17 protein-coding genes and 1 pseudogene are annotated in these 23,153 nt (G+C 67.0%); 7 read left to right on the forward strand and 11 right to left on the reverse strand.

Annotated elements, in window-relative coordinates; genetic code table 11:
- Positions 1 to 78 precede the first annotated feature (78 nt).
- Positions 79 to 1,527, reverse strand: coding sequence for a type VII secretion-associated protein (locus tag AB0L58_RS27920; RefSeq protein WP_364390860.1), 1,449 nt, complete (start codon positions 1,525 to 1,527; stop codon positions 79 to 81).
- The gene (eccCa, locus tag AB0L58_RS27925; RefSeq protein ID WP_364390862.1) at positions 1,527 to 5,567 is read right to left on the reverse strand and encodes a type VII secretion protein EccCa; all 4,041 of its coding nucleotides are present in this window, start codon (positions 5,565 to 5,567) and stop codon (positions 1,527 to 1,529) included. Before eccCa ends, AB0L58_RS27920 begins: the two co-directional genes overlap by 1 nt.
- Positions 5,568 to 5,741: 174 nt before the next feature.
- Between eccCa and eccD the strand changes: the two genes are divergently transcribed.
- The 3 genes from eccD to AB0L58_RS27940 are packed head-to-tail and all read left to right on the forward strand — an operon-like array spanning position 5,742 to position 9,439.
- Positions 5,742 to 7,208 carry a type VII secretion integral membrane protein EccD gene (gene eccD, locus AB0L58_RS27930; protein ID WP_364390864.1) on the forward strand — a complete coding sequence of 489 codons (1,467 nt, stop codon included), beginning with the start codon at positions 5,742 to 5,744 and terminating at the stop codon, positions 7,206 to 7,208.
- A complete protein-coding gene (mycP, locus tag AB0L58_RS27935; RefSeq protein WP_364390866.1) occupies positions 7,205 to 8,611 on the forward strand; it encodes a type VII secretion-associated serine protease mycosin in 1,407 nt (468 codons plus the stop codon). The genes eccD and mycP overlap by 4 nt, the downstream gene beginning before the upstream one ends.
- A gap of 60 nt (positions 8,612 to 8,671) precedes the next feature.
- Positions 8,672 to 9,439 (forward strand): ion channel, encoded by a 768-nt coding sequence (locus tag AB0L58_RS27940; RefSeq protein WP_364390868.1) that lies wholly within the window; start codon positions 8,672 to 8,674, stop codon positions 9,437 to 9,439.
- 1 nt (position 9,440) lies between these two features.
- Here the strand turns inward: AB0L58_RS27940 and eccB are convergent, their stop codons facing one another.
- Positions 9,441 to 10,928, reverse strand: a complete 1,488-nt coding sequence (gene eccB, locus AB0L58_RS27945; RefSeq protein ID WP_364390871.1) for a type VII secretion protein EccB — start codon at positions 10,926 to 10,928, stop codon at positions 9,441 to 9,443.
- A 112-nt stretch (positions 10,929 to 11,040) separates the two neighbouring features.
- Here eccB and eccE point away from each other — a divergent pair, with 112 nt between their 5' ends.
- Entirely contained in the window at positions 11,041 to 12,690 is a 1,650-nt protein-coding gene (gene eccE / locus AB0L58_RS27950; protein WP_364390874.1) for a type VII secretion protein EccE, read from the forward strand.
- Positions 12,691 to 12,774: 84 nt separating this feature from the next.
- Here the strand turns inward: eccE and AB0L58_RS27955 are convergent, their stop codons facing one another.
- The gene (locus AB0L58_RS27955) at positions 12,775 to 13,335 is read right to left on the reverse strand and encodes an NAD(P)H-dependent oxidoreductase (RefSeq protein ID WP_364390877.1); all 561 of its coding nucleotides are present in this window, start codon (positions 13,333 to 13,335) and stop codon (positions 12,775 to 12,777) included.
- Positions 13,336 to 13,491: 156 nt separating this feature from the next.
- Here AB0L58_RS27955 and AB0L58_RS27960 point away from each other — a divergent pair, with 156 nt between their 5' ends.
- Positions 13,492 to 14,334, forward strand: a complete 843-nt coding sequence (locus AB0L58_RS27960; protein WP_364390880.1) for an NAD(P)H-binding protein — start codon at positions 13,492 to 13,494, stop codon at positions 14,332 to 14,334.
- A 363-nt stretch (positions 14,335 to 14,697) separates the two neighbouring features.
- Here the strand turns inward: AB0L58_RS27960 and AB0L58_RS27965 are convergent.
- Positions 14,698 to 15,672: pseudogene (locus AB0L58_RS27965) on the reverse strand (NAD-dependent epimerase/dehydratase family protein); the annotation flags it as partial.
- Positions 15,673 to 15,734: 62 nt separating this feature from the next.
- Positions 15,735 to 16,544, reverse strand: a complete 810-nt coding sequence (locus AB0L58_RS27970) for an S-methyl-5'-thioadenosine phosphorylase (protein WP_364390882.1) — start codon at positions 16,542 to 16,544, stop codon at positions 15,735 to 15,737.
- A gap of 103 nt (positions 16,545 to 16,647) precedes the next feature.
- Between AB0L58_RS27970 and AB0L58_RS27975 the strand changes: the two genes are divergently transcribed.
- Positions 16,648 to 16,989, forward strand: coding sequence for a hypothetical protein (locus tag AB0L58_RS27975; protein ID WP_364390884.1), 342 nt, complete (start codon positions 16,648 to 16,650; stop codon positions 16,987 to 16,989).
- 39 nt (positions 16,990 to 17,028) lie between these two features.
- Positions 17,029 to 17,433 carry a metal-sensitive transcriptional regulator gene (locus AB0L58_RS27980; RefSeq protein WP_364390886.1) on the forward strand — a complete coding sequence of 135 codons (405 nt, stop codon included), beginning with the start codon at positions 17,029 to 17,031 and terminating at the stop codon, positions 17,431 to 17,433.
- 3 nt (positions 17,434 to 17,436) lie between these two features.
- Here the strand turns inward: AB0L58_RS27980 and AB0L58_RS27985 are convergent, their stop codons facing one another.
- From AB0L58_RS27985 to AB0L58_RS28005, 5 genes are all read right to left on the reverse strand, one after another.
- On the reverse strand, positions 17,437 to 18,342 hold the full coding sequence (locus AB0L58_RS27985) for a TAXI family TRAP transporter solute-binding subunit (RefSeq protein WP_364390889.1): 906 nt from the start codon (positions 18,340 to 18,342) through the stop codon (positions 17,437 to 17,439).
- Positions 18,342 to 19,766 (reverse strand): HAMP domain-containing sensor histidine kinase, encoded by a 1,425-nt coding sequence (locus AB0L58_RS27990; RefSeq protein WP_364390891.1) that lies wholly within the window; start codon positions 19,764 to 19,766, stop codon positions 18,342 to 18,344. The genes AB0L58_RS27985 and AB0L58_RS27990 overlap by 1 nt, the downstream gene beginning before the upstream one ends.
- A gap of 37 nt (positions 19,767 to 19,803) precedes the next feature.
- Complete coding sequence (locus AB0L58_RS27995) at positions 19,804 to 20,463, reverse strand: response regulator transcription factor (RefSeq protein ID WP_364391096.1); 660 nt, start codon at positions 20,461 to 20,463, stop codon at positions 19,804 to 19,806.
- Between the two features lie 46 nt (positions 20,464 to 20,509).
- Entirely contained in the window at positions 20,510 to 21,919 is a 1,410-nt protein-coding gene (locus AB0L58_RS28000) for an MFS transporter (protein ID WP_364390893.1), read from the reverse strand.
- A 282-nt stretch (positions 21,920 to 22,201) separates the two neighbouring features.
- Complete coding sequence (locus AB0L58_RS28005; RefSeq protein ID WP_364390895.1) at positions 22,202 to 23,026, reverse strand: LLM class F420-dependent oxidoreductase; 825 nt, start codon at positions 23,024 to 23,026, stop codon at positions 22,202 to 22,204.
- Between the last annotated feature and the right edge of the window lie 127 nt (positions 23,027 to 23,153).

Raw genomic sequence — 23,153 nt, forward strand, 5'->3', positions numbered from 1 at the left:
TCGGAACCATTCGTGCCCCCGGCAGTTGCCGGGGGCACGAATTATTTACGCGGAAGAGCGATTACGGTGTGACCTAGTTTACGGTGTGGTCTGAATGGATTCCGCGAACTGTTCACAGGTCTGCGCGATCGAGTTCCAGCCGCCGAGATACTGGCATCCGGTGCTGACCTGAAGTCCGTGCTCTACCAGCACATGCCAGCTCACAGTTGAGCCGTCGCCCGGGTGTTCGGTATAGGCGAGACCGGACTTGCCACCGAAGATCACGTCGTGCTTCAGGTCGCTCAGCTTGCCGTTGGGCTGTTGCTTCATCTGGGTTTCGAGGTCGGCGGCGACTTGTTCGTATCCGGTGCCCGGGGCGACGACGGTCTGGATCAGGGTGATACGGGCACGGGTGCCATCCGATGGAACGAGGTCGACTCGCGATTTGGTGGTGTCGACGGCCTGCGTCAGACGCCACCCCGCCGGGATCTGAAAGCGTACGCGGCCAACGGTTTCCGACGATGCCTTCGAAGTGGTCGATGGTTGGGTGACCGGCGACTGCGAAGTCGTGCCCATGGCCGCTGATGGGCTCGGTGCCGCAACCGCGGACGTTTCGTCCGAGCCGTTGAATGCGAAGACGGCGCCGACAGCGACCGCGGCGAGCACCAGCACTCCGGCGATACCGCCGATCGCATAGGCCTTGGTATTTCGACCGGGTGGCTGCATGGCCGCGGCGCGCTGCCGCAGCGGCTGCATCCATTCGGTGCTCGGCAGCGGCGCGACTTCGGGGTGGTATTCCGGTTCCTGCTGTGGTCCACGGACCAGATCCGCGCCGGCGATCGGACGCACCTCGATCGCCTGCGTGCAGATCTGTTGCACCGCCGACCGGATCAGGTCCAGCTTCGCCGGGTCGGAAATTCCGACGGCCTGAACGATATCTGCGGGCTGACCAGCGAGCACGCGATCGATGAGCTCGCACAGATCGTAGAAGGCACTCGATTCCGGCTCGATATCGGCAACCGCGAGATTCGGTTCGTGCTCACACGATTCGATGTGGATGCCCTGATGGCTGCGCACCACGGTGGCTACGGTGGTCGCGAGCGGGCCGAATTCCAAGACGACCGTGCGGCGACTACGGGCGGTGCCGACATCGGCGACCACTGCGCGAATTGCCATGTCCTCGAAGACCACGTCCGCGGCGAAGCGGCGGGCGGCCTCGGCGAATACCGCTCGCCGACGGCCACCCCATTCGGTCGGGCATACGACGGTGATCTGCGCACACGGCATGGGGACGCCGAGATTGCGCATCACGGTCGCGACCACCGACGCCATCGCCTCGGCGAGGGTCGGCACGCGCGGCAGCAAGGCGATTCGATCCGCCGCGACGTACTGAACGGCGGAGCTGACCTGCGTCGGCGGCGTAAGTGGTTCGCCGACAACGAGATCCCCGTTGCTGCCGAGCACCACCGAGGGCGGCACATCCCAATGTGTCGCCGGACCGCGCGCCCATATGCGGGTGTCGGTCACCACCAGATCGACGTTCGGCATCACTCGGCCGGTGGCATCCAGGCCAGCTGAATCAGGCCCTCACTATTGCGTGTGACGTAGGTGCCTCGACCAGGCGGTTTGATACCGGGGCGAGTGGTACCGAAGAGCACGCCTTCGTCTTTATTGCAGCTCATGACCAAAGCGGCCGAACCGAGATCCTTCATACGCGCCACCGTCGCTTCATACATGGCTCGGCTGGCACCGCCGGAGCGGCGCGCGATGATCACGTGGAAGCCGAGGTCACGCGCATGCGGCAGGTGATCGACCAGTGCCGACACCGGGTTGCCGCTGGAGGAGGCGACCAGGTCGTAATCGTCGACGATGACGTACAGCTCCGGACCACGCCACCACGAGCGGTCGCGCAACTGCTGCGGCGTGACGTCGGATCCCGGGGTCCGCTGCGAGACATAGGCGGCGAGGTCGGCCATGTTCTGGGTGAACTGTGGTGCGGTGGAGCCGTATCCGGCGAGGTATCCGTCGGGCACGAGTCCCAGCATGGTCCGTCGGTAGTCGCCGAGGATGAATCGCGCCTGATCCGGGGTATTCGAGGCCGCGATGCCCTCGATGATCGACCGCAGCAATGTCGTCTTACCGCTTTCGGTATCACCGATGACGATGAAGTGCGGGCTCTCGTTGAAGTCGAGGTAGACCGGTGCCAGCTCGGATTCGTTGATGCCGAGCGGAATTCGCATGCATTTGGCTTCGGGGGTGGCCTGCGACGGCCAGTTGCCCGCGAGCTGCAGCAACTGCTCACGCGACAGCATTTCCGGCAGCATCCTGGCCGCGGGCGCCGGGCGGCCTGGGGTCAGACGGGCAATGGTCGCCACCGCATCGGCGACGGCTTGGCCGAGGTTGTCCTGATCCGCGCTGCCATCGATGCGCGGCAGACCGGTCAGCATGTGCAGGCACTCGGGCGTCATACCGCGGCCCGGACGGCCCTGTGGCACAAGCGAAGCGAACTTGCGGCCGAGGTCGGAGTCCATGGGGTCACCGAGGCGGAGTTCGATGCGGGTGCCGATCTGGTCTTTCAGTGCGGGGCGGGCCTCGGCCCAGCGGGCGAGGGCGATGACCACGTGGACGCCGTAGGACAGGCCCTGGACCGCGAGGTTCATGATGGGCTGTTCGAGCGGGTCGAAGTCCTGGCGGATGGAGCCGAAGCCGTCGATCACCAGGAAGACATCGCCGAAGGGGTCCTCGTGCGCGCCGGCCGCGGCCGGACTGCTGGCCGGGTCCATGGCGCGCAGGCGGCGGAATTCGGTCATCGATTCGATGCCGAGCTGGCGGAACCGCGCCTCGCGCTGGCGGACGATGGTGGTCATTTCGGCGATGGTGCGGCGGACCTTGTCCTCATCGAGGCGGCTGGCCACCGAACCCACGTGCGGCAGGCCCTCGAGGCTGGCCAGGGTGCCGCCACCGAAGTCGAGGCAGTAGAACTGCACCTGTTCGGCGGTGTGGGTGAGCGACAGAGCCATGATCATGGTGCGCAGGGCCGTCGACTTACCCGACTGCGGGCCACCGACAACCGCGACATTGCCGCGCGAACCCGACAGGTCCACGACGAAGGGGTCGCGGCGCTGGTCGTAGGGGCGGTCGACGATGCCCATGGGCGCGCGCAGGGTGGCGACGGCGGAGTATTCGCCGGTGAGCACACTGCGCGGGATGAGTTGGTCGAGGGTGGGGGCCTCGTCCAGCGGCGGGAGCCAGATCTCGTGGGCCGGGCGGCCGTGGCCGCGGATGCGGGAGGCCAGCATATTGAGATTGGAGATCTGTTCGCCGTCTTCGGATTGCGGTTCGGGATCGTGCGTCGGCTCGGACGGCAGCGGAACCCGGTCGATGGCGCGGAAGTCGACGTGGGTCGCGGTGAACGGTCTTGCCTTGATGTCGATTTCGCCACCCGCGACACCGGCCTGGGTGACCTCGCGCTGTGAACCGCCACCGACGTACGGGCCCGAGACGTAGGCCGCTTGGAAGCGCTGGATCTCACCGGAGTCGGATTTGAGGTAACCACCGCCGGGTACGCCGGGCAGGTTGTAGGCGTCGGGGACACCGAGGACCTGGCGGGATTCGTTGGCGGAGAAGGTCTTCAGACCGATGCGGTAGGAGAGGTGACTCTCCAGACCCTTCAGCTTGCCTTCTTCGAGGCGCTGCGAGGCGAGCAGCAGGTGCACGTGCAGCGAGCGGCCGAGTCGGCCGATCATCACGAAAAGCTCGGCGAAATCCGGGTGCTGGGTGAGCAATTCGGAGAACTCGTCGAGCACCACGAACAGTGCGGGCAGCGGGTCGAGGTCGGCACCGGCGGCGCGCGCCTTCTCGTATTCGGAGACGTTGGCGAAGTTGCCCGCTTGGCGCAGCACTTCCTGGCGGCGGTTCATTTCACCGGCCAGGGCGTCGCGCATACGGTCGACGAGGTCGGCTTCCTCTTCCAGGTTGGTGATGACCGCCGCGACGTGCGGAACGCCGTCCAAACCGAGGAAGGTCGCACCACCCTTGAAGTCGACCAGCACCAGGTTCAGCTGATCCGGCGAATGCGTGGCCAGCAGACTGAGCACCAGGGTGCGCAGGAATTCCGATTTACCGGAACCGGTTGCGCCGATGCACAATCCGTGCGGGCCCATGCCACTTTCCGCGGCTTCCTTGATATCGAGTTCGATGGGCGCGCCGTCGGCGCCGACACCGAAGGGCACGCGCAGCCGCTCGCGGCCGTAGCGCGGGCGCCAGGCGTGTTCGGGATTGAATGTGCCGATATCGCCGAGCTTCATCAGCTGGGTCCAGGTCGAGATCACTTCGGCGTCATCGTGTTCGACATCGCTGCTGCGCTGGGTCGCGGCACGATACGGTGCGAGTCGACGCGCGACCTGCTGGGCCTGTTGCGGGCTGATCCGGTCGATGAGCGCGAAACGTTCCTGGTTGCCGGTGGCACCGCGACCGACGCATTCACCGTTCTCGACGACCATCTTGATGCCGCGCGAAACCGCCAAACGCGGTGCGTAGCCACACAAGTCGATAATGGTCACGCCTTCGTAGCCGGATTCGCGGAGTTGGTCCTCTTCGGCCTCCAGCAGGCCGCCGTCGACGACGATGACGATATGCACCAGGTTGGCGTTGGCGGGCTGGTTGCGGGAGTAGCGAACGCGGTTGGCCAGCAACGGATGCAGGCCCGCGGTGGCCTCGCGGATCGAGCCGTAGAACATGCGCTGGGTGCCGATACCGTCCTGCGCGTCCGGATGCTGGGTATGCGGCAGCCACTTGGTCCACTCCCATTCGCGCGCGGTGTCCGGACCGCAGACGACGGCGATGAGCACCTGGTCCGGCGCCTGGAACATGCACAGCTGCAACAACATTGCCCGGGTCATATCGCGGGCCTCGGCGCGGTCGCCGTCGAGTGCGATGGTCGCGAAGCCCTTGACCGCGATCGCGGTCGGCAGATCCGGAACCGTGGAGTGCGCGCGCACGAAGCGGCGCAGCGAAACCGCCGCGATCGGCTCCAATTCCTCGACCGGACCGGTCTCCGGCGCGACCAGACGGGTGGCAAGGCGCTGGCCGCCGATGCCGATGCGGGCGTGGCAGAAATCCTTGTCCCCGGCGCGGCGTTCCCACATTCGGCTGGTACCGGCCAACATCCAGATCAACGCGGGCTCGGGGTGGCTCCATTCCACCGAGGCACGCTGCTGGGTGGCGGTCTGGTCGACGTCCTTGCGGACCTGGTCGAGGTAGCGCAGATAGTCCTTGCGGTCCTCGTTCGCCTCGGCCGCCTTCTGTCCCTTACCGCTGCCCTGACCGGCGAACATGCCGACCATGGAGACGACCATCATCATCGGGAACATCATGCTCATCGGATTCGATGCGATGCTGCCGCCCTGGGTGAACAGCAGCGCCATCATGCCGACCATGCCGACCACCATCACGACCGGCATCAGCTTCGATACCAGGCTGCCCGGTGTCACCCTTGGGATTTCGGGCGGCGGCTGGAGCGTGACCTCGCCACCTGGCGTGCGCGGCATCTCGCGACGCGCACGCCGCTGGAACCGGACGGTACTCATCGGACGAGATCCCCCTCTTCGCAAGCTGCACTTTTTCGGCCTCAGTGTAGAGGGCACAGCTGACATGTCGTACAGTTCGACCAGCATTCTGCTGCCCGAACGGTGGGTTCGCAAGCTCGGCCCCCTCGCGCACGGGACGCGGAAATACGAGGTAGAGACCGAGTTGGGGGAAGCTTGACGCACGCGCGACTTGACCACATCGACGAAGAATCCTCGCGCGGCATCGTCCGTGCACCCGACCTTGCCCGGGTCACGATTCTTGCGAAGCACACCCAGGTGGATATGGCGATTCCGGTCGATGTGCCGGTCGCGCTGGTTATTCCGAGTGTCGTCGACATGGTCGCTCAACACAGCCGCACCAACGATTTCGACAATGAGGGCGAGCGCTTCGAGCCCGCCGAATGGGTGCTGGCCCGAATCGGCCACCCGCCCTTCTCCAATTCGCTGAGCCTCGGTGAGCACGGCGTGCGCGACGGCGAGCTGCTCATGTTGGAGAGCGCCTCGCATACCGCGCCGACGCCGCTGTTCGACGACATCATGTACAACGTCGCGATAGCCGACGCCGACCACTACCGCAGCTGGACACCGAAGGTCGCGCGGATCACCGGTTCGGTGCTCGCCGCACTCACCATGATCGTCGGCTGTCTCGGCCTGCTGCTGTCCAAGGACGCGCTGCCCGGCTGGGTGAGCGGTTCGCTCGCGTTGACCGTGGCGATTCTGCTCGTGGTCGCGGGCATGGTGCTCAGCCGGATGTACGGCGATACCTCGACCGCGCTGGTGCTCGGCGGCTGTGCGCTGCCGGCCGCGTTCACCGCCGGGATGCTTTATGTGCCCAACGATTACGGCTGGGCGCATCTGCTGCTCGGTTCGGTATTGGTCGGCGCGACAGCGGTTCTCGCATGGCGCGTCACCGGCGTCGGCCTCGCGCTGTTCATCGGCGCGGCCACGCTCGCGGTGTACGCGGTACCGGCCGCGCTGGTCGGCGTGCTGACCGAGCAGCCGGAGAAGGCCATCGGCGCCGTCGGCGCCGCGCTCGGACTCGCGGGACTTTCGCTCGCGCCACGGGTTTCGATGTTGCTCGCCAGCCTGCCGCTGCCGCCGGTGCCCTCCCCCGGCACCCCGATCGATCCGACCGAGGACGATCCGGACGATCACCGCGCCCTGCCGACCATGGAAGTGCTGCGGGTGAAGTCGGAGCGGGCCCGCATGTATCTGGCGGGACTCGTCTCGGCGACCACGCTGCTCTCGGTGGCGGGTGCGCTGTCGGCCACCGATCCCGGTGCCGACGACCCGTACTGGCCGGGCATCGCGCTGGCACTGGTGACCGCTGTGGTGCTGATGTTCCGCAGCCGGACCTACGCGGGTGCGGAACAGGCCGTGGTGCTGATCGCGGGCGGCGCGGCGATCGTGCTGATCATGATGGTCGGCGTCGCCATCGGCATGGAACAGCCACTGGCCGTCTTCGGGGCGGCGATGGTGGTGCTGGTCACGGCGCTGATTCTCGGCATCATCATCCCGAACCAGTCCGCGACACCGCCGATGCGCCGCGGCGTCGAATTGCTCGAGTACGCGTTCGTGGCCGCCGTACTGCCGCTGGTGTTCTGGGTGGCCTCGCTCTACTCGCTCGTTCGCGGGCTGTGAACCGGCATGTGCGCGTCGCGGCGGCGGCCGTGGCGTTGGGCCTGAGCGCGTCGCTGGGTCTAGGGGCCGGTGCCGCGTCCGCGGATCATCCACCCGCGGTGAATCCGGGTCTGCTGCCCGCTGGCGATCCGGCCGCACCACCCGAAAAGACCGAGCGGCCAGCCAATTCCGACTGCTCGAACACGGTATCGGGCGGTGAGGGCGCGACGATTCCCACCGCGCAGCGTTCGCTCGATCTGGAAAGTGCGTGGCACTTCTCCAAAGGCGAAGGCCAGACCGTCGCGGTCATCGATACCGGCGTAGCCCGGCACCCTCGGCTGCCAGGACTGATCGCGGGCGGCGATTTCGTCGCGAATTCCGGTGACGGCACCGAGGACTGCGACGGGCACGGCACCTTTGTCGCGGGTCTGATCGCCGCTTCGAAGGTCGACGGCCAGGGGTTCTCCGGTGTCGCGCCGGAAGCGCGCATCATGACCATCCGCCAGACCAGCAAGATGTATCAGAAGGAAGGCCGGGCCAGGGAGCGCAATCCCGACGACCTGCCCGAGGGCTACGGCAATCTGGCCACCATGGCCTCGGCGATCCGGCGTGCGGCCGATGCGGGCGTGAGCGTCATCAATATCTCCGAGGTGTGGTGCGGCTCGTCCAATGACGTCGACGGATCCATCGGCGCGGCAGTGCGATACGCGACGCTGGAGAGGAACGTGGTCGTGGTCGTGGCGGCCGGGAATCAGGACGGCTCCTGCAAGACCGAACAGCAGATCATCGACCCGCTCCGTCCGTCCGCCGATCCGTGGAGCAATGTCAAGGTCAATGTGAGCCCGGCGCGCTGGGACGACTACGTGCTCTCGGTGGGCTCGATCGATTCGAACGGCGCGCCGTCGAAGTTCACCGTGCCGGGACCGTGGGTGAGTGTGGCCGCGCCGGGCGAGAATATGGTTTCGCTCGACCCGCGCGGAACCGGCACCGCTACCGGCACCGTGAATCAGCAAGGGCAGCAACAGGCGATGAGTGGGACGAGCTTCGCGACGCCGCTGGTTTCCGGTGTGGTCGCGCTGGTACGAGCCCGCTTTCCGGATATGAGCGCGTTGGACGTCGTCGAGCGGATACAGGCCACCGCGCACGCGCCCGCCGAGGGGTGGAGTCCGTATATCGGCTACGGCGCGGTCGATCCGATCGCGGCGCTGACCGATGAGGTGGGCGGCGCGCCGCTGCCGCCCAAACGGCCGAGCCCCGCCGAGAGCACCCAGCTCGCGGTGCCGAAACCGGCTCCGCCGCCGGACAATCGAGCCCGCAATGTGGCGCTGATCGGCACCGGAGTCATCGGGACCGCCTTGGTGCTCGGCTACCTCGCCTCGTTTCCGATCCGCCGCCGCTTCGGGGTCAGCTCGGACGATATGTAGCGTCGTCGTGGCAAACGGCGGTACACAGGGTGTCGCACCCGATCGATACAGGTAGTTCCCATGGTCCAGACGAGCGCAGCACCATCCGACGACAGCAGACCGAGCCGTAGACAAACCTGGGAGCGCGCGACCGGTATCCCGATGCTGGTGCTCGCCGTGCTCTTCATCTGCGTCTACGCCTGGCATGTACTGGACACCGGAGCGTCACCGCGACTCGATGCCTGGCTCGAACGGGTCGACATCATGATCTGGGCGGTGTTCGCCGTGGACTTCGGCATCCGGACCTGGCTGTCCACCGATCGCTGGCGGTTCGTGCGCACCCATCCGCTTGAGCTGTTGATCGTGCTGTTGCCGCCGTTCCGTCCGGTACGGCTGTTGCGGGCGGCGCTGTTGGTGCTCGACCAGCTCAACCGCAACCGGGTGACGCGCGCTCGGCTCGCGATATTCGTCGGCACCAGTTCGGCACTCACGCTGATGCTGTGCAGTCTGGCGTTCTTCGACGCCGAATACGGCGCACCCGACAGCAAGATCCACAATTTCGGCGACGCGCTGTGGTGGTCCATGGTGTCGGTGACCACGGTCGGCTACGGCGATGTGTATCCGGTGACCGTGCACGGCCGCCTGATCGCGCTGATCCTGATGACGCTCGGCATCGGCCTGATCAGCTTCGCCATCGGTACCACGACCAGCTGGGTAATGGAGCAACTGAAGGCCGTCGAGGTGAGCACCGACCGCACCGAAGGCGAGATCACGGTGCTGATCGACGAAATCCGCGCGCTACGCAGCGAAGTCGCCGAGTTGCGCGCGGCCTCGATGGCGCAGCACTAGCTCAATTCGCCGAGGCGACAGGCGATTTCGAGGGTGATGGATCCGCGGCGACGCCGTCGTGGGCGACCATGGCATCCGCACGGGCCAGGCTCGGACCTGCCGCGAGCAGGCCGACGATCGGCCACGGTGCGGGTTCGGCCTTGGTGCCCGAATCCGAATCCATGCCGAGCGCCTTTTCGGCATCGGAGTCCTTGATGCCGTAGCGGACACCGGTGTCGGCGATGTAGAACTTGCTGTCCTTGCGGCGGCTGTCGGGTTCGATGCCGGTGGTCTGGACGAAGGCACCGGTGCCCGGCGGGATGTAGACCGAGTCGGCATTGGCACCGGAGCCGTCGGCCTGGGCCAACGGTACGAGTTTGGCACTATCCGGAATCGGCAGTGCCACACCGGTGAGCACCGAAAGTTCGGCGCGATTGCCGCCGTCTTTATTGTCCGCGGCAGCGGCAAGTGGCTTCCAGGACAGGCAGCTGACCGGCTGGTCCTTGTAGTCGACGATGGACGGCACGGCCTGTGGGTACGCGCCGACCTGCAGTGCGCTCGACACCGGCGCGTAGGTCTTGTCGGTCTGATCGACGACATCGTTGCCGGTCGTCGAGCGGTATCGGTTGCGGATGATCTCGGCGGTGACCGGTGAGATCGGCTGCAGACCGTCTTGCAGCACAACGTATTCCGTATTGGGCTGCGCGGGCACATGCACAACGTCGCCGATCCGGTGGTTGCCGACCGAATAGCTCACCGACCCGCCCGGATTGTCGATCGTGGGCGGAATGATCGGCAGCACTTCGGGAATCGTATTGAGCAGGCCCTCGCCGATCGGCCGGGCGGCAGCACCGGTGATCTTCAACGCGTCGGTGACGGCGCGATCCTTGAGGTTGACGCGTGCGCGCTTGCCGTCGTAGACCAGATACGCCGAATCCCTGCCCTGGACCAGCAGCGCCCGGTCCTTACCCAGCACCGAGGCCTTCTCGCCGAGCGAGAGACTTCCGGCGAGCACCGAGGTGGTGAGGTCCTTGCTGCCGTCCACCTTCAGCTGGTCGCAGACGGTCCAGATCCGGCCCTTGCCGTCCTTGTCGAAATGTAGCGAAGAGGGTGCGCCCGGAATGCCGATCAGCTGACCGCGTGCCTTCTTGCCGATCTCGGATTCCTTGACGATGACGGCCTTTTCCGGCGATCCCGCGGCCAACCGGGCCGACGCGAGGTTCAGCGTCGGATGCACCACATCGTTGATCACCACGTAGACGGCGCCGGATTCCTTGCCGATCAGAATCTTGCTGCTGCCGATCTTGTCCTGCGGACGCAGCAGTGCCAGCACACCACAACCGGCGAGCACCACGATGGCCATGATCAACCCGGCCGCGTAGGCGCGGGACTGGGAGCGCATCGGATCGTGCAGCATGCGCACGTCCCGGCGGACCAGTGCGTGCTCCATCCGGCGGACCAGGAAGCGGTAACCGCTCACCTGCCACCGTGTAGTGGGTTTTGAAGGCATGTTTCCCTCCCCGAACAATGCTCGTGTTCGCGGAACACAGTACAGTTCCCGAGGACTATTGTTCAGCTCGGCCGCTGCGATACGGCCGATACCGGGTACTTGGGGGACGACGATGGCCGAACAAGCCGGCGCGGGACCACGCCCGCTGCTCGGGCGCATCTCATTGCCGAATCTGTTGATCGCGCAGGTGATCGGGCTCGTTGCCGGATTGCTCGCCCTGTTGGTCGGGCTCGCCGCCTGGCCGGCATTGGGCGTCGCGGTGGTCGTCGGACTGTTGCCCCTGATCCCGCTCGCCAAACGCACCATCCTGGATTGGCTCGTGACCTGGTGGCGCTATGTCACCCGCGGCGACTACCAGCTCGGAGATACCGTCGACTTCCGCGGTTCGGACGGCCGCTCGCTGGGTCTGTACTGGGAAGGCAGCCGGGTTGTCACGGTCGTCGAGGTGCTGGCACCCAAGGGCGGGCTGACCCGGATCGCCCGCACCACGGTGCACGCCTCACATCTGCTGCCGCTGCCGGAATTGGCGAAATGCCTGAACCAGCACGACATTCTGCTCGCCGGTATCGACATCATCAGCCATGGTCACCGCAGCCGCTCCGGTACGCCCGCGGGTTCGATCTACGAATCGCTGCTCGGTCCGCTGCCCGCGACCGCGCACCGGAATGTGTGGCTCGCCATCAGCTTCGACGCGATCGCGTGTCCGGAGGCCGCTGCCCGGCGTGGTGGCGGTAGTGAGGGTGCCTCCCGGGCGGTAACCATTGCGACGCAACGCATTATGCGCACCCTGGAGGACGCCGACTGCAGCGCCCGCATCCTCACCGCGCCCGAGATCCGCAAGGCGGTCCTGCAGGTCACACAGGGCTTCGATCCGCGCACGCTGACTCATCGCTGGCGCCACGCCGAAGTCGGCAACAGTGTGAATATCGGTAGCGCTGTCGACCCGAAGCGGCTCGGTTCGGATCTGCTCTCGCAACTGTGGGTCGCGCCGTCGCGCGGTACCACCGTCGCGGTGCGGCTGCGTCCCGGCAATTCGGCCGATTCGGTGAGCATCGGCGCGGCCTGGCGGCTGACCACACGAGAGCTGCCGGAGCGCACCAAACTCAAGGGTCTGATCTCGATGAACGGGCGGCAGCGCGATGGTCTGCTCGCGCATCTGCCGCTGGCCATTCCGGATCTGGATGCCGCCGTCCCGGTGACCGAGTACCCGATCGATGTGATCGGCGCACTGCATTTGCCGTCGTCGGGGTGCGGTCAGCTGATCGGGTCGGACGACGAGGGTCAGGGTGTCGCGGTTCGCATTGTCGGTACCGGTATCTCGACCGTGTACGTGGCCGGTGAGCTGTATCTGGCTCAGCAGTTGGTGTTCCGCGCGTTGGCGGTCGGCGAACGCATCCTGATCCGTACCGATCGGGCGCATGCCTGGGAGAACCTGGTGACCACCATCGGGAATCCGGAACGGCTGCAGATCGCGGTGGAGACGCACCAATCCGATGCCGGGTTCACCGCGACCGTGGTCGACGGTGTGCTGGCACCCGCACCGCACGCGGGCGTCACGACCGTCTACGTGACCGGAGATCCGATGGGCTGGCCCGCGACCCGTCCGGACCTGTCGATCCACCAGCCGGGAGCCATCGGCAACCATGTGGTGCTGCGGACCGGAACTGCTCAGGTCGATCTGACGCTGGTGTCGATTCCGCGCGAGGCGACCTATATCGGGCACCCGCGGGGGCGCCGGGCTATGGCGGGGAGCCCGCAGTAGCGGCTGGTTTCGCTGCGCTGGAGTCTGAGAGACCGGGCAACCACCAGGCCTTTGTGGCGGGCGCGCTGCCCGATAGGCGGTTGGTCAGCCCGGGTAGGGGTCGGTGGCGCGGGCGGCGCGGAGAGTTCTTGCCCACCAAGCCAATTGGCGGATCAGGCGATCGCCGGCGTCTATGGCGGCACCGTCCTGGGTGTTACCTGATTCGTCGAACCGCTTTCTGGCCTGGTGGAAGCTGACGGTTTCGCGGATGGAGACCATGTGGATTTCGGCGACCACCTGGCGGAGCTGTTCCACGGCGCGCAGACCGCCGGAGAGGCCACCGTAGGAGACGAAGCCGATGGGTTTGGCACGCCATTCGTGTTTCGCGTTGTCGAAGGCGGTTTTCAGGGACGCCGGGTAGCCGTGGTTGTACTCGGAGGTAATGGCGACAAAGGCGTCGGCGGCGGCCAGGCGCCGGCGAAAGGCCTCGACCTCGGCGGTGACGGTCAGGTCCGTCGGCAGTGCGGTGGTGATGAGATCGATGACGCCGGTATCGAATTCGGGGGTCGCCCGGACCGTGCGCAGGAACCAGTCGGCGACCACCGGAGCGAATCGCTCCGGGCGCGTGCTGGCCACGATGACCTCTAGCCGTAGCGGAGTATCCACTGGGCGAGCCTAACTCCGGATGCCGACGGTACGGCCGAGGCGGTGCGATGATGTCGAATTCATTCGCGCAATCGCCTCGACGCCCGGCGCCGTGATCCGCATGATTGGACGGGGCTTCGGCGCTCGAACCCCGGTGCGACTGTAGGAGGAGACGGCATGATCCTGGTGACCGGAGCGACCGGCAACATCGGCACGGAACTGGTTGCGGCACTGAGCAACTCCGGCGCTGCAGTGCGCGCCTTGGTCCGCGATCCCGCGCGAGCGCAGCTGCCCGCCGGTGTCGAGGCGGTGACGGGTGATCTGAATCGACCGGAGAGCCTGAGCGAAGCCCTGGACGGAGTCACCGCGATGTTCCTGCTGCCGGGCTACGCCGATGCCCCCGAACTGCTCGCGCGCGCCAAAAAGGCGGGCGTAGCGCACATTGCGTTGCTTTCGGGTGGGTCGGCGGCGCTGGCGGATATGAACAACGCGGTCTCCGCGTATATGACACAGGCCGAGCGCGACGTGCGCGAATCCGGTCTGGCATGGACCTTTCTGCGCCCGCGCTCCTTCATGTCGAACGCGCTGCGCTGGTTGCCCCAACTCGAGCAGGGGGACGTGATCCGCGCCCAGTTCCCCGACGTTCCCGTCGCCGCCATCGATCCCGCCGATATCGCGGCCGTCGCGGCGGTCGCCCTGACCGACAGTGGATTGGCCGGCCGGATCCTCGAGCTGACCGGCCCGCGCGCGCTCGTGCCCGCAGATCAGGTCGCGGTGCTCGCCGGAGTGCTCAACCGGCCGCTGGTCTGCCAGGGCTTGACGAATGCGGAGACGCGGGCCGAACTCGAGGCATCCATGCCACAGCACTACGTCGACGCATTCTGGAGCTTCTTCGTCGACGGCACTCTGGACGAATCCCAGGTCTACCCCACGGTGCAGGAGGTGACCGGGCGAGAACCGCGCACCTTCGACCAGTGGGCACACGAACACGCCGAAGCGTTCGTGCCCCCGAAGGCGTGACCGATCGCGCCACCCGGCTGCCCAACTGAACACGGTCCGCATCGAATAACGCGTACCCGAACGGCGCGGGCTCGACAATGCGCCTCGAACGATGGGGTGTGCGCGAAACACAAGGTAATGGCTATCTCGCACCTGAGCCGGGCCACCGTGCCCTCACATCGGCGAGCCTGCCCCGGCCTCCGGTTTCATCGGCTCGCGTTGGGACATGGGCGTTTGCGCATTCGGGGCGACGCCCTCGGCCGCTGATGTCAGCGGCTCCGGCCGGGACACATTGACGTTCGACACCGGAGTGTCGGGGCGGAGCCCGGGTGGCCTGGCGACCGACGCAGCGGATTCGGGGCGGGGTGTGGTGGTTTCCGTCGCGGGGGCGGCGAGTTCGGCCAGGCCTTGCGTAGGCAGGATCTGGGCGGTGAACCCCAGTGTGCGCCTGGCTCGTTCGGGGTCGGCGGCGAGGTGCCGGGCGTCGGCGAGGTGGTAACGGCCGGTTACCACCGGGGCCGGGCCGCCGCGCGCCTTGGCCATGATCGAGGCGACTTCCCACATGGTGACGGGGTGTCCGGAGGCGATATTCAGGGGGAGGAAGCCGGGTGGGCGGTGGTCGACAGCGGCCACGGTGGCGGCCACGATGTCGTCGACGTGCACCACATCCCGAACCTGCCCGCCGTCCTCGCCGACCAACGGCGGGCGGCCCTGATCCAGTGCGGTGAGGAAGTTTCCGATGAACCCGCCGCGCGCACCCGCGCCGTAGCCGTTGTGGTAGCGCAATGCCGTGACCGCCGCGCCGGTGGCCAAACCCCAAGCGAGCGCATAGTTTTCCTGCGCCATCTTGCTGGCACCGTAGCAGCCGCGCGGACGCAGCGGTGCGTCCTCGGGAATCGGCTCCCAGGTGAGCAACTCCCCGGTGCGCGGCGCCATGTGGTCGAACATGCCGCGATCCAGATCGGCTCGCCGCCGCAATCCGGGATAGAACGGCCCGCTGTTCATTCCGCGATAGCGGCCCTCGCCGTACACCACAATGGACGAGGCGAGCACCAGATGACGCACCTTCGCCCGCCCCATCACATCGAGCAGCACCGCCGTCCCGAGATCATTGTGCGCGGCGAATACCGCAGAGTCGGGCCCGGAGGTAACGGCGGCGAGATGACAAACCGTATCGATGCCACGCAGCAACGGTTCGAGCGCATCCGCATCGCGCACGTCCACCCGCGAAACCTCATCCGGCACTGCCACATCCGGCCCGAGCAGATCGATCCCGACCACCTCGTGCCCGGCCGCGGCCAACGCCCGGCCCAACCGCGCGCCGATGAAACCGGCCGCCCCGGTGACAAGCACTCTCATCGCATCCGCACCCCGGCTCCGTATCCGATCCGACTCACCTACCGGCCACTAGCCGCACGAACTCACGGAAGTTCGAACGGCAGCGACACTCCCGCATGGACCCGGCACCGGTCGCAGGTATCGGTTCCGGTGACCGCCGAAACCGAGCGCCGGATCAGTTCCTTGAACGGCCCGAGGTTCTTCTTGAATTCGGCGAAGACATCGACCGCGTGCACACCGTCGCCCTCCTCCAGACCGGCATCCAGATCGGTCACCAAAGCGACTGCGGCGTAGCACATTTCGAGCTCGCGGGCGAGCACCGCCTCGGGATGTCCGGTCATATTCACCAGTTCCCAGCCCTGTGCGGCGAACCAGCGGCTCTCGGCCCGAGTGGAGAAGCGTGGGCCCTGCACCACGACCATGGTGCCCGTCGATTTCATCGGCAGCGCATCCGTCGCGGATTTCGTTGCCGCGGAGCGCAGTTCGTCGCAGTACGGATCGGCGAAGGAGACGTGCACGCCACCGCCGTCGAAGAAGGTCTGCGGACGCCCCGAGGTCCGGTCGACCAGCTGATCCGGCACCGCCACGGTCCCTGGACCCCAGTCCGCGCGCAGGCTGCCGACCGCGCACGGCGCGAAGATCCGCCGCACCCCGATCGAACGCAGCGCCCACATATTGGCCCGGTAGGGCAGCGTATGCGGCGCGAATTCGTGCTGTTTGCCGTGCCGGGGCAGGAAGGCCACCGCGCGGCCCTCCACCTCGCCGACCGCGATCGGCGCGCTCGGCTTGCCGTAGGGCGTCTCGACCTCGACGGTGGTCGCCTCGTTGTCGAAGAAATCGTAGAAGCCACTACCGCCGATCACGGCGAGCGCGGGCCGAACATCCAGACTCATGCACCGATTCTCTCGCTCGTCCCCGCGGCCCGACCAGACGGGTCCATATCCGGCCGACTGGACCTTCATCATGACCTGAGCCGGCCGGGTGATGGCGGTGTCGGTGGGTTCGTCGCGTACGCCCGCCGGGGTGTGGTTGACGGTGGGTGCTCGGTTCGGCCTGTCCGTGGCGGCCGCGACGGCCTGGACACTCGGCCTGACCGGCCTGCTACCGGTGCCGTTCGGTGCGGCCGACACCGCCCTCGCCGAGCATCACCTGCCGGTCTGGCTATCGCTGGCATTGCTGGTCACCATCGGCACGGTGGTGGCGCATGTCCGCGGGGTCGCGGGCGCGGCGCGGGTCGGCGGCGCGCTGGTGGTCGGCGGCATCGCGCTGGCCCGCAGCGGCGCCGAACACCGGGCCCGCACGCCGGTGGCCGATGCGGCGCAGAACGCGGTTACCTGACAACCCCCGCGCGACACTGTACCCTAGGGGGGTATTAACATGGGCCGGTGCGAACCCGGCTGGCGAACAGCGAGGAGACAGTCGGTGACACCCACCCCGTCGCACAATGACACCGCTCCCGTGCCGGGCAGTGACTCGGCGGGCACCATCCACGACCATTCCGGCCACGGCTACATCACCGCCAAGGACGACTACCTCAAGCGGCTGCGCCGGATCGAGGGCCAGGCCCGCGGCCTGCAGCGCATGGTCGAGGAAGAGAAGTACTGCATCGATATCCTGACCCAGGTCTCCGCGATGACCAAGGCACTGCAGGCCGTTGCGATGGGGCTGCTGGAGGACCACATCAGCCACTGTGTGGTGGACGCGGCGGTCGCCGGTGGTCCCGAGGCCGATGCCAAGATCAAGGAAGCCACCGACGCCATCGCTCGCCTGGTGCGTTCCTGACGCTCAACCGTGTCGCCGTCGGTACACCGCCGCCGCACCCGGATGCAACGGGACGGAATCGGTTCCGATGAGCGAACGGGTGTCGAGGAACTGGGTGCCAGCGGCCTCGGCAGGCACCAGCCGGTCCGCGCGGGAAACCAGCAGATCGACGATCGCCCCAGCCGCGGCATTGGACATGGTCGGGGCGGCGAGCAGCAGATTCGCGACACCGACGGTGCGGACCGAACGACCGCTGTCATAGGCATCGGCGGGAATCTCCACCAGATCGTAGAGATGTCCGAAGCGTTCGCGCATCGGCGCGGCCAATTCACCGAGTTCCACCAGGCGCAACCGCTGCGGCACATCGAGTGCGTCGGTCGGTACGCCACCGGCCCACAGCAGCGCGTCCAACTCACCGGATTCCACACCGGCCACCGCATCGCGCAGCGGTCGATGCGAAATATTCACATCGGAAACGGGATTCACCCCCGCCGCCCAGAGCAACCGCTCACCGGTCACCGCCGCGCCGGATCCCGCGGCTCCCAGGTTGACTCGCGTCCCGCGCAAATCGGTGACCTGCTGAATCGGCGCCTCCGACCGAACGGCCAACTGCAGATAGTTCTCGTACACGCGACCGAGCGCCACCAGCGGGGCCCGTTCACTCTGCACCGAATCCGCCAGCGCCAACGCGGCATCCACCTGGCCGTTGGCCAACATCGCCAGATTTTCCTGCGATCCGGTTGTTGTCACCGGATCGATCCGGACCGTCCCCTCCTCTCGGGCCACCGCCGCGAGCAGTTCGGCGAATGCGTGATAGAAGCCACCGACCTCGCCCGAGGCCAGCCGCACCAACTCCGGGTCCGAACCACATCCGACCGCACCGGCGGCCACACCGAAGACGGTGAGCGCCAGGAACTTGCGCCGCCGCATCACGATTGCACCGCCCGCGGCAGCCGAACCTGGATCGCAAGACCGTGCGGCTGCACGGGGTGTACCGACAAGGTGCCACCGCGGGCTTGGGCCAATGCCGCCGCGATCGGGAGGCCGAGGCCGGAACCGCCGGAAGACGCGCCGGAACCGCGGAAGAACCGGGTGGTCAGCTTGTCTATCTCTGTGGGCTCCACACCGGGGCCATTGTCACGGACGGTCACCGTCACCCAGTCCGGTTCGGCATCCACCACAATGACGGTCTGGGTGCCGGGTCCGGCGTAGCTGCACGAATTGCTCAGCGGCACATCGAGAATCTGGGCGAGCACATCGGCGGAGACAGCGGTGTCGGCCGTGGTCACCTGCGGTGCCGCCCGCAATTCCTGCCCGGCGTTCTCGTAGGCGGAGTACCAGGCGTCGACCCGATCCGCGACCACCTGTACTGCGTCGCAATGGTTTTCGTTGTCGGACGGAGTGCGCGCGGCCTCGAAGGCGGCTGGCGTCTCGGCCACCGCCAAACTCAAGAGGCCATCGAGCAGCGCGGTCAGCCGGTCGACCTCCGCGCCAGCGCCACGGAAGGTGGCCGCGGCCGTGTCCGGAATGGCGGACTCCAGGGAGTCGAGACGAATCGTCAAGGCGGCAAGCGGATTTCGCATGGCATGCGCAGTATCCGCGACGAGCTGACGTTGCGCATCCGCCGAATCGGCCACGGCAAACGCCATGGCATCGAAGGATTCCGCGACCGCCCGCATCTCCGGCGGCCCGCCGTGGTGGCGGGCGATCGAGACGTGTGCGGCGGCCTGGGCGCGCGGCTTCGGCAGGGTCGCGGTCAATTCGGCGACCGCCTGCGACAGCGCCGCCAGTGGGCGCAGCACCCAGCGCGCCAGGCTCAGCGCCAGCATGGTGAACACCACCATTGCCAGCACCGCGCCGACCGCGATCACCGCCCACCCACGGGCGATATCGCGCCGGGCGCGGGCAGTGGATGCCTCGATCACCACCGCGCCGTTGACCTGCACGCCGGTGCCGACCGGCCGGGCGATCAGCACCGTCGGCCCACTCCACGGGGTCAGCCGATAGACCGGCTGCGGCCGCTGGTTGCGGCGAGCCGCGGCAACGGCGGCCTCGACCGGGTCCGCGGACGCGTCCATGCCCGCATTCACCGTTCGCGCACCGCGGGCATCGACCACAAGGACGTTTTCCCCGTAGAGATCGTGGTAGCGCCCGGCCTCGTCGGCCAGTGCCCGGCTGTCGCCCTCGGCCACCGCGGCATCGGCGAGGCTGGCGAACCGGTCGGCATCGCCGGAGCGGTCGGCCACGAACTCCTGGGTGCGGCTGGTCGCGATGGTCAGTGAGAGCGGTACCGCGAAGGCGAAAACCGCGATCGCCGCGAATACCGTCAGCGCGACGAGTAGTCGTCTGCGCATGCCGGGCTCCGCTCCTGTCAGATCCGGGCCAGCAGGATCACTGGCCCCAGCGGTAACCGTAGCCGCGAATCGTCGTGATCAGCCCAGGTCGGTCCAATTTCGCGCGGAGTCCGGTCATATGGACATCCAGTGAGCGCGATACCGCGACGAATGCGTCACCCCAGATCCGATCCATCAGCTGCTGACGGCTGACCGCGGCACCGGGCCGCTCCACCAGTGCCTCGACCAATTCGAATTCCTTCTGGGTCAACGCGATCGGCCGCCCGGCCACCTCGACGACCCGAGCCGCCAGATCGACCCGCACATCCCCGGTGACCACCTCGGCCCGCTCCGGCTGCGATCCGGCGGCCGCGCGCCGCACCACATTCTCCAACCGGGCCATCAGTTCCGCGATCCGCGGCGGCTTCACCAGATAGTCGTCGGCGCCGCCGCGCAATCCGCGCACGATCGAGCGTTCGTCGCTGCGCGCGGTCAGGATCAATACCGGCACGGCGCTCACCTCGCGCAGCTGGCGCAGCACCTGCAGACCGTCCCCATCGGGCAGTCCGAGATCCAGGATGACCGCGTCGTAACCGCGGTGCGCGGTGAGCAGATCGGCGCCGCGCCGCTTGCGCTCGGCCTGATAGCCGCGGGCGTTGAGCGCCTCTACCAGCGCGTCGCCTACCCCGTCATCGTCCTCGACCACCGCCAGCCGCACCCGCCGATCCTCCCACAGGGTCGGAGCGGCGTATGCGGTCGGGCCGTCAGGGTCGCACTGCCGCGAGGTCACGGTCCGGCTCGGCGCCCGAGGTATCCGCCTTGGTCAGCGTGACATCGTCCGAGGCAGCGGTGTCGGCGTCGATGGCGGATCCGCTCGAGGTCTCCCGCATGAACCAGTAGGTCAGCAGCGAGATTCCGATGCATCCGGCGACGTACCAGAAGTACAGCGATTCATGGTTTGCCTGCTTCAGCGACAGCGCGATGGTTTCGGCGGTACCGCCGAAGATCGCGACGGTCAGCGCGTACGGCAGGCCGACGCCGAGCGCACGGATCTTGGTCGGGAACAGCTCGGCCTTCACGATGGCATTGATCGAGGTGTAACCGGTGATGATGATCAGCGCGCCCATCATCAGCGCCCAGGCGGCGATCGGATTCTTGGTGTGCGCGAGCACGGTCATGATCGGCACGGTGAGCAGGGTGCCCGCCACGCCGAAGAAGATCAGCAGCTTGCGGCGTCCGACGCGGTCGGACAGCGCACCGGCCAGCGGCTGCAGCACCACGAAGACCAGCAACGCGATGAAGTTGATCCACGAGACCGTCGACTTGGAGATGCCGGAGGTATTGATCATGAACTTCTGCATGTACGTCGTGTAGGTGTAGAACGCGACGGTGCCGCCTAGTGTCAGCCCGATCACCAGCAGACATTCCCGCGGGTATTGCAGCAGCATTCGCAGCGAACCGCGGGCGGGCTGTTTCGCACCCGCACTGCTCGCCGCCGGCGCGCGCTCGGCCTCGACCTCGGCCTCGAAGTGCTCCGATTCGTCCATGCTGCGCCGCAGCCACATCACGATCAACGCGGCCGCCGCACCGATCACGAACGGAATGCGCCAGCCCCAGTTGTTCATCTGTGCATTGTTCAAGAACTGTTGCAGGATGATCTGCACACCGAGGGCCACCAACTGGCCCGCGACCAGCGTGACGTACTGGAAACTCGAATAGAATCCGCGCTTACCCGTCGAGGCCACCTCGGACAAATACGTTGCGCTGGTTGCGTATTCGCCACCCACCGAAAGCCCTTGCAACAACCGGGCCAGCAAAAGCAGTACCGGCGCGGCGATTCCGATCGTCTGGTATCCGGGTGTGGCCGCGATCAGCAGCGAACCCGCCGCCATCACCGTCACCGACAGGGTGAGCGCCGAGCGGCGTCCGAACCTGTCGGCGTAGCGGCCCAGCGCCCAGCCACCGAGCGGCCGCATGAGGAAGCCGACCGCGAAAACCGCTGCGGTGGAAAGCAATTGCGCGGTCGAATCCCCCTTCGGGAAGAACGACTTCGCGAAATACACGCTGAATGCGGCATAGACATACCAGTCATACCATTCGACGAGATTGCCGATGGAACCACGCAATACATTCGCGACCACCCGGCGCTCGCCGGCAGGCTGTGTCGTAGTCACAAGATCTCCTTCTTCGACGCGGCCTTGCGTCGGTCGGAGACCAGTGTGTGCGTAGTCACAGCACCGATGGAAGCGGAGGACGCCCTTTCTAACGCTGCCTTAGGACGATTGCCGTCGGTTGTCTCCCGGAGCCTCCCGAACGAATCGGGGGAACGATATTCATCCCGTACTGATCCGACGACGCCTGAGCGCGGCGGCGGCGCCTGCTCGGATCCACCTGTTCGCCCGGCTTCGACGGCTCAGGGCGATCGGCCGCCATCCGGGCCGATCGCCGATGCAGGACTATTTCGCGAGCAGCGGTGCGAGGGTGCGCAGGGTGGCGGCTTCGTCGGCGAGGACTTGGATGACGACGTGATCGGCACCCGCGGCCCGATGGGCCTCGAGGCGATCGACGACGGAATCCGCGTCGCCGTGGGCTACCAGAGCGTCGATGAGGCGGTCGCTACCGGGTTTGGCGAGGTCGTCGTCGGTGAAGCCGAGACGGCGGAGGTTGGTGACGTAGTTCTGCAGGTCGAGGTAGAACTCGACGCGCGGGCGGGCGGTGATGCGGGCCCGGACCGGGTCGTCGTCGAGGACCACCTTGTGTTCGGTGGCCAGCAGCACACCGTCGCCGAGCAGCGCACGAGCGCGGGCGGTGTGTTCCGGGGTGACGTTGTAGGGCAGCGCGCCCGCAGACCGTTCCGCCGCCAGCCGAAGTACGCGCGGACCGAGCGCGGCGAGAGCGCGGCGCTGCTCGGGTACGCCCGCGGCATCCAATTCGTCGAAGTATTCGACCAGCGCGTCGTAGGGCTTGCGATACTCGCCCTGGTGTTCGGGATGGCCCGCGCCGAGGCCGAGCAGGAACCGGCCGGGAAAACGTGCATCGATGCGGTGGAACGACTCCGCGACCTGCTTCGCGGGTGCCGTCCAGATGTTCACGATGCTGGTGGCGACGGTGATCGACTCGGTTGCCTCCAGCAGCGACTCGATGACGGGCAATTCGGCGGGCGGGGACCCGCCCAGCCACAGGGCGCCGTAGCCGAGCCCTTCCAATTCCTGCGCATCCTGCGGGGTGAACCCCCCGTAATAGCGCCATACACCGAACCGCCCGAGATCTCCGTTCGCCATACTTCGAGCCAACCTCGCTGGCACCGTTCCTATTCCGATCTCGGAATCGGGTTCGAAACCCGGACAAACGGGTTAGCACTCTCCATCTCTGAGTGCTAGCTTGGATGGTGCACAGCTTCCGGCGCCT

Source organism: Nocardia sp. NPDC052112, assembly GCF_040680135.1.
Classification (GTDB): Bacteria; Actinomycetota; Actinomycetes; order Mycobacteriales; family Mycobacteriaceae; genus Nocardia.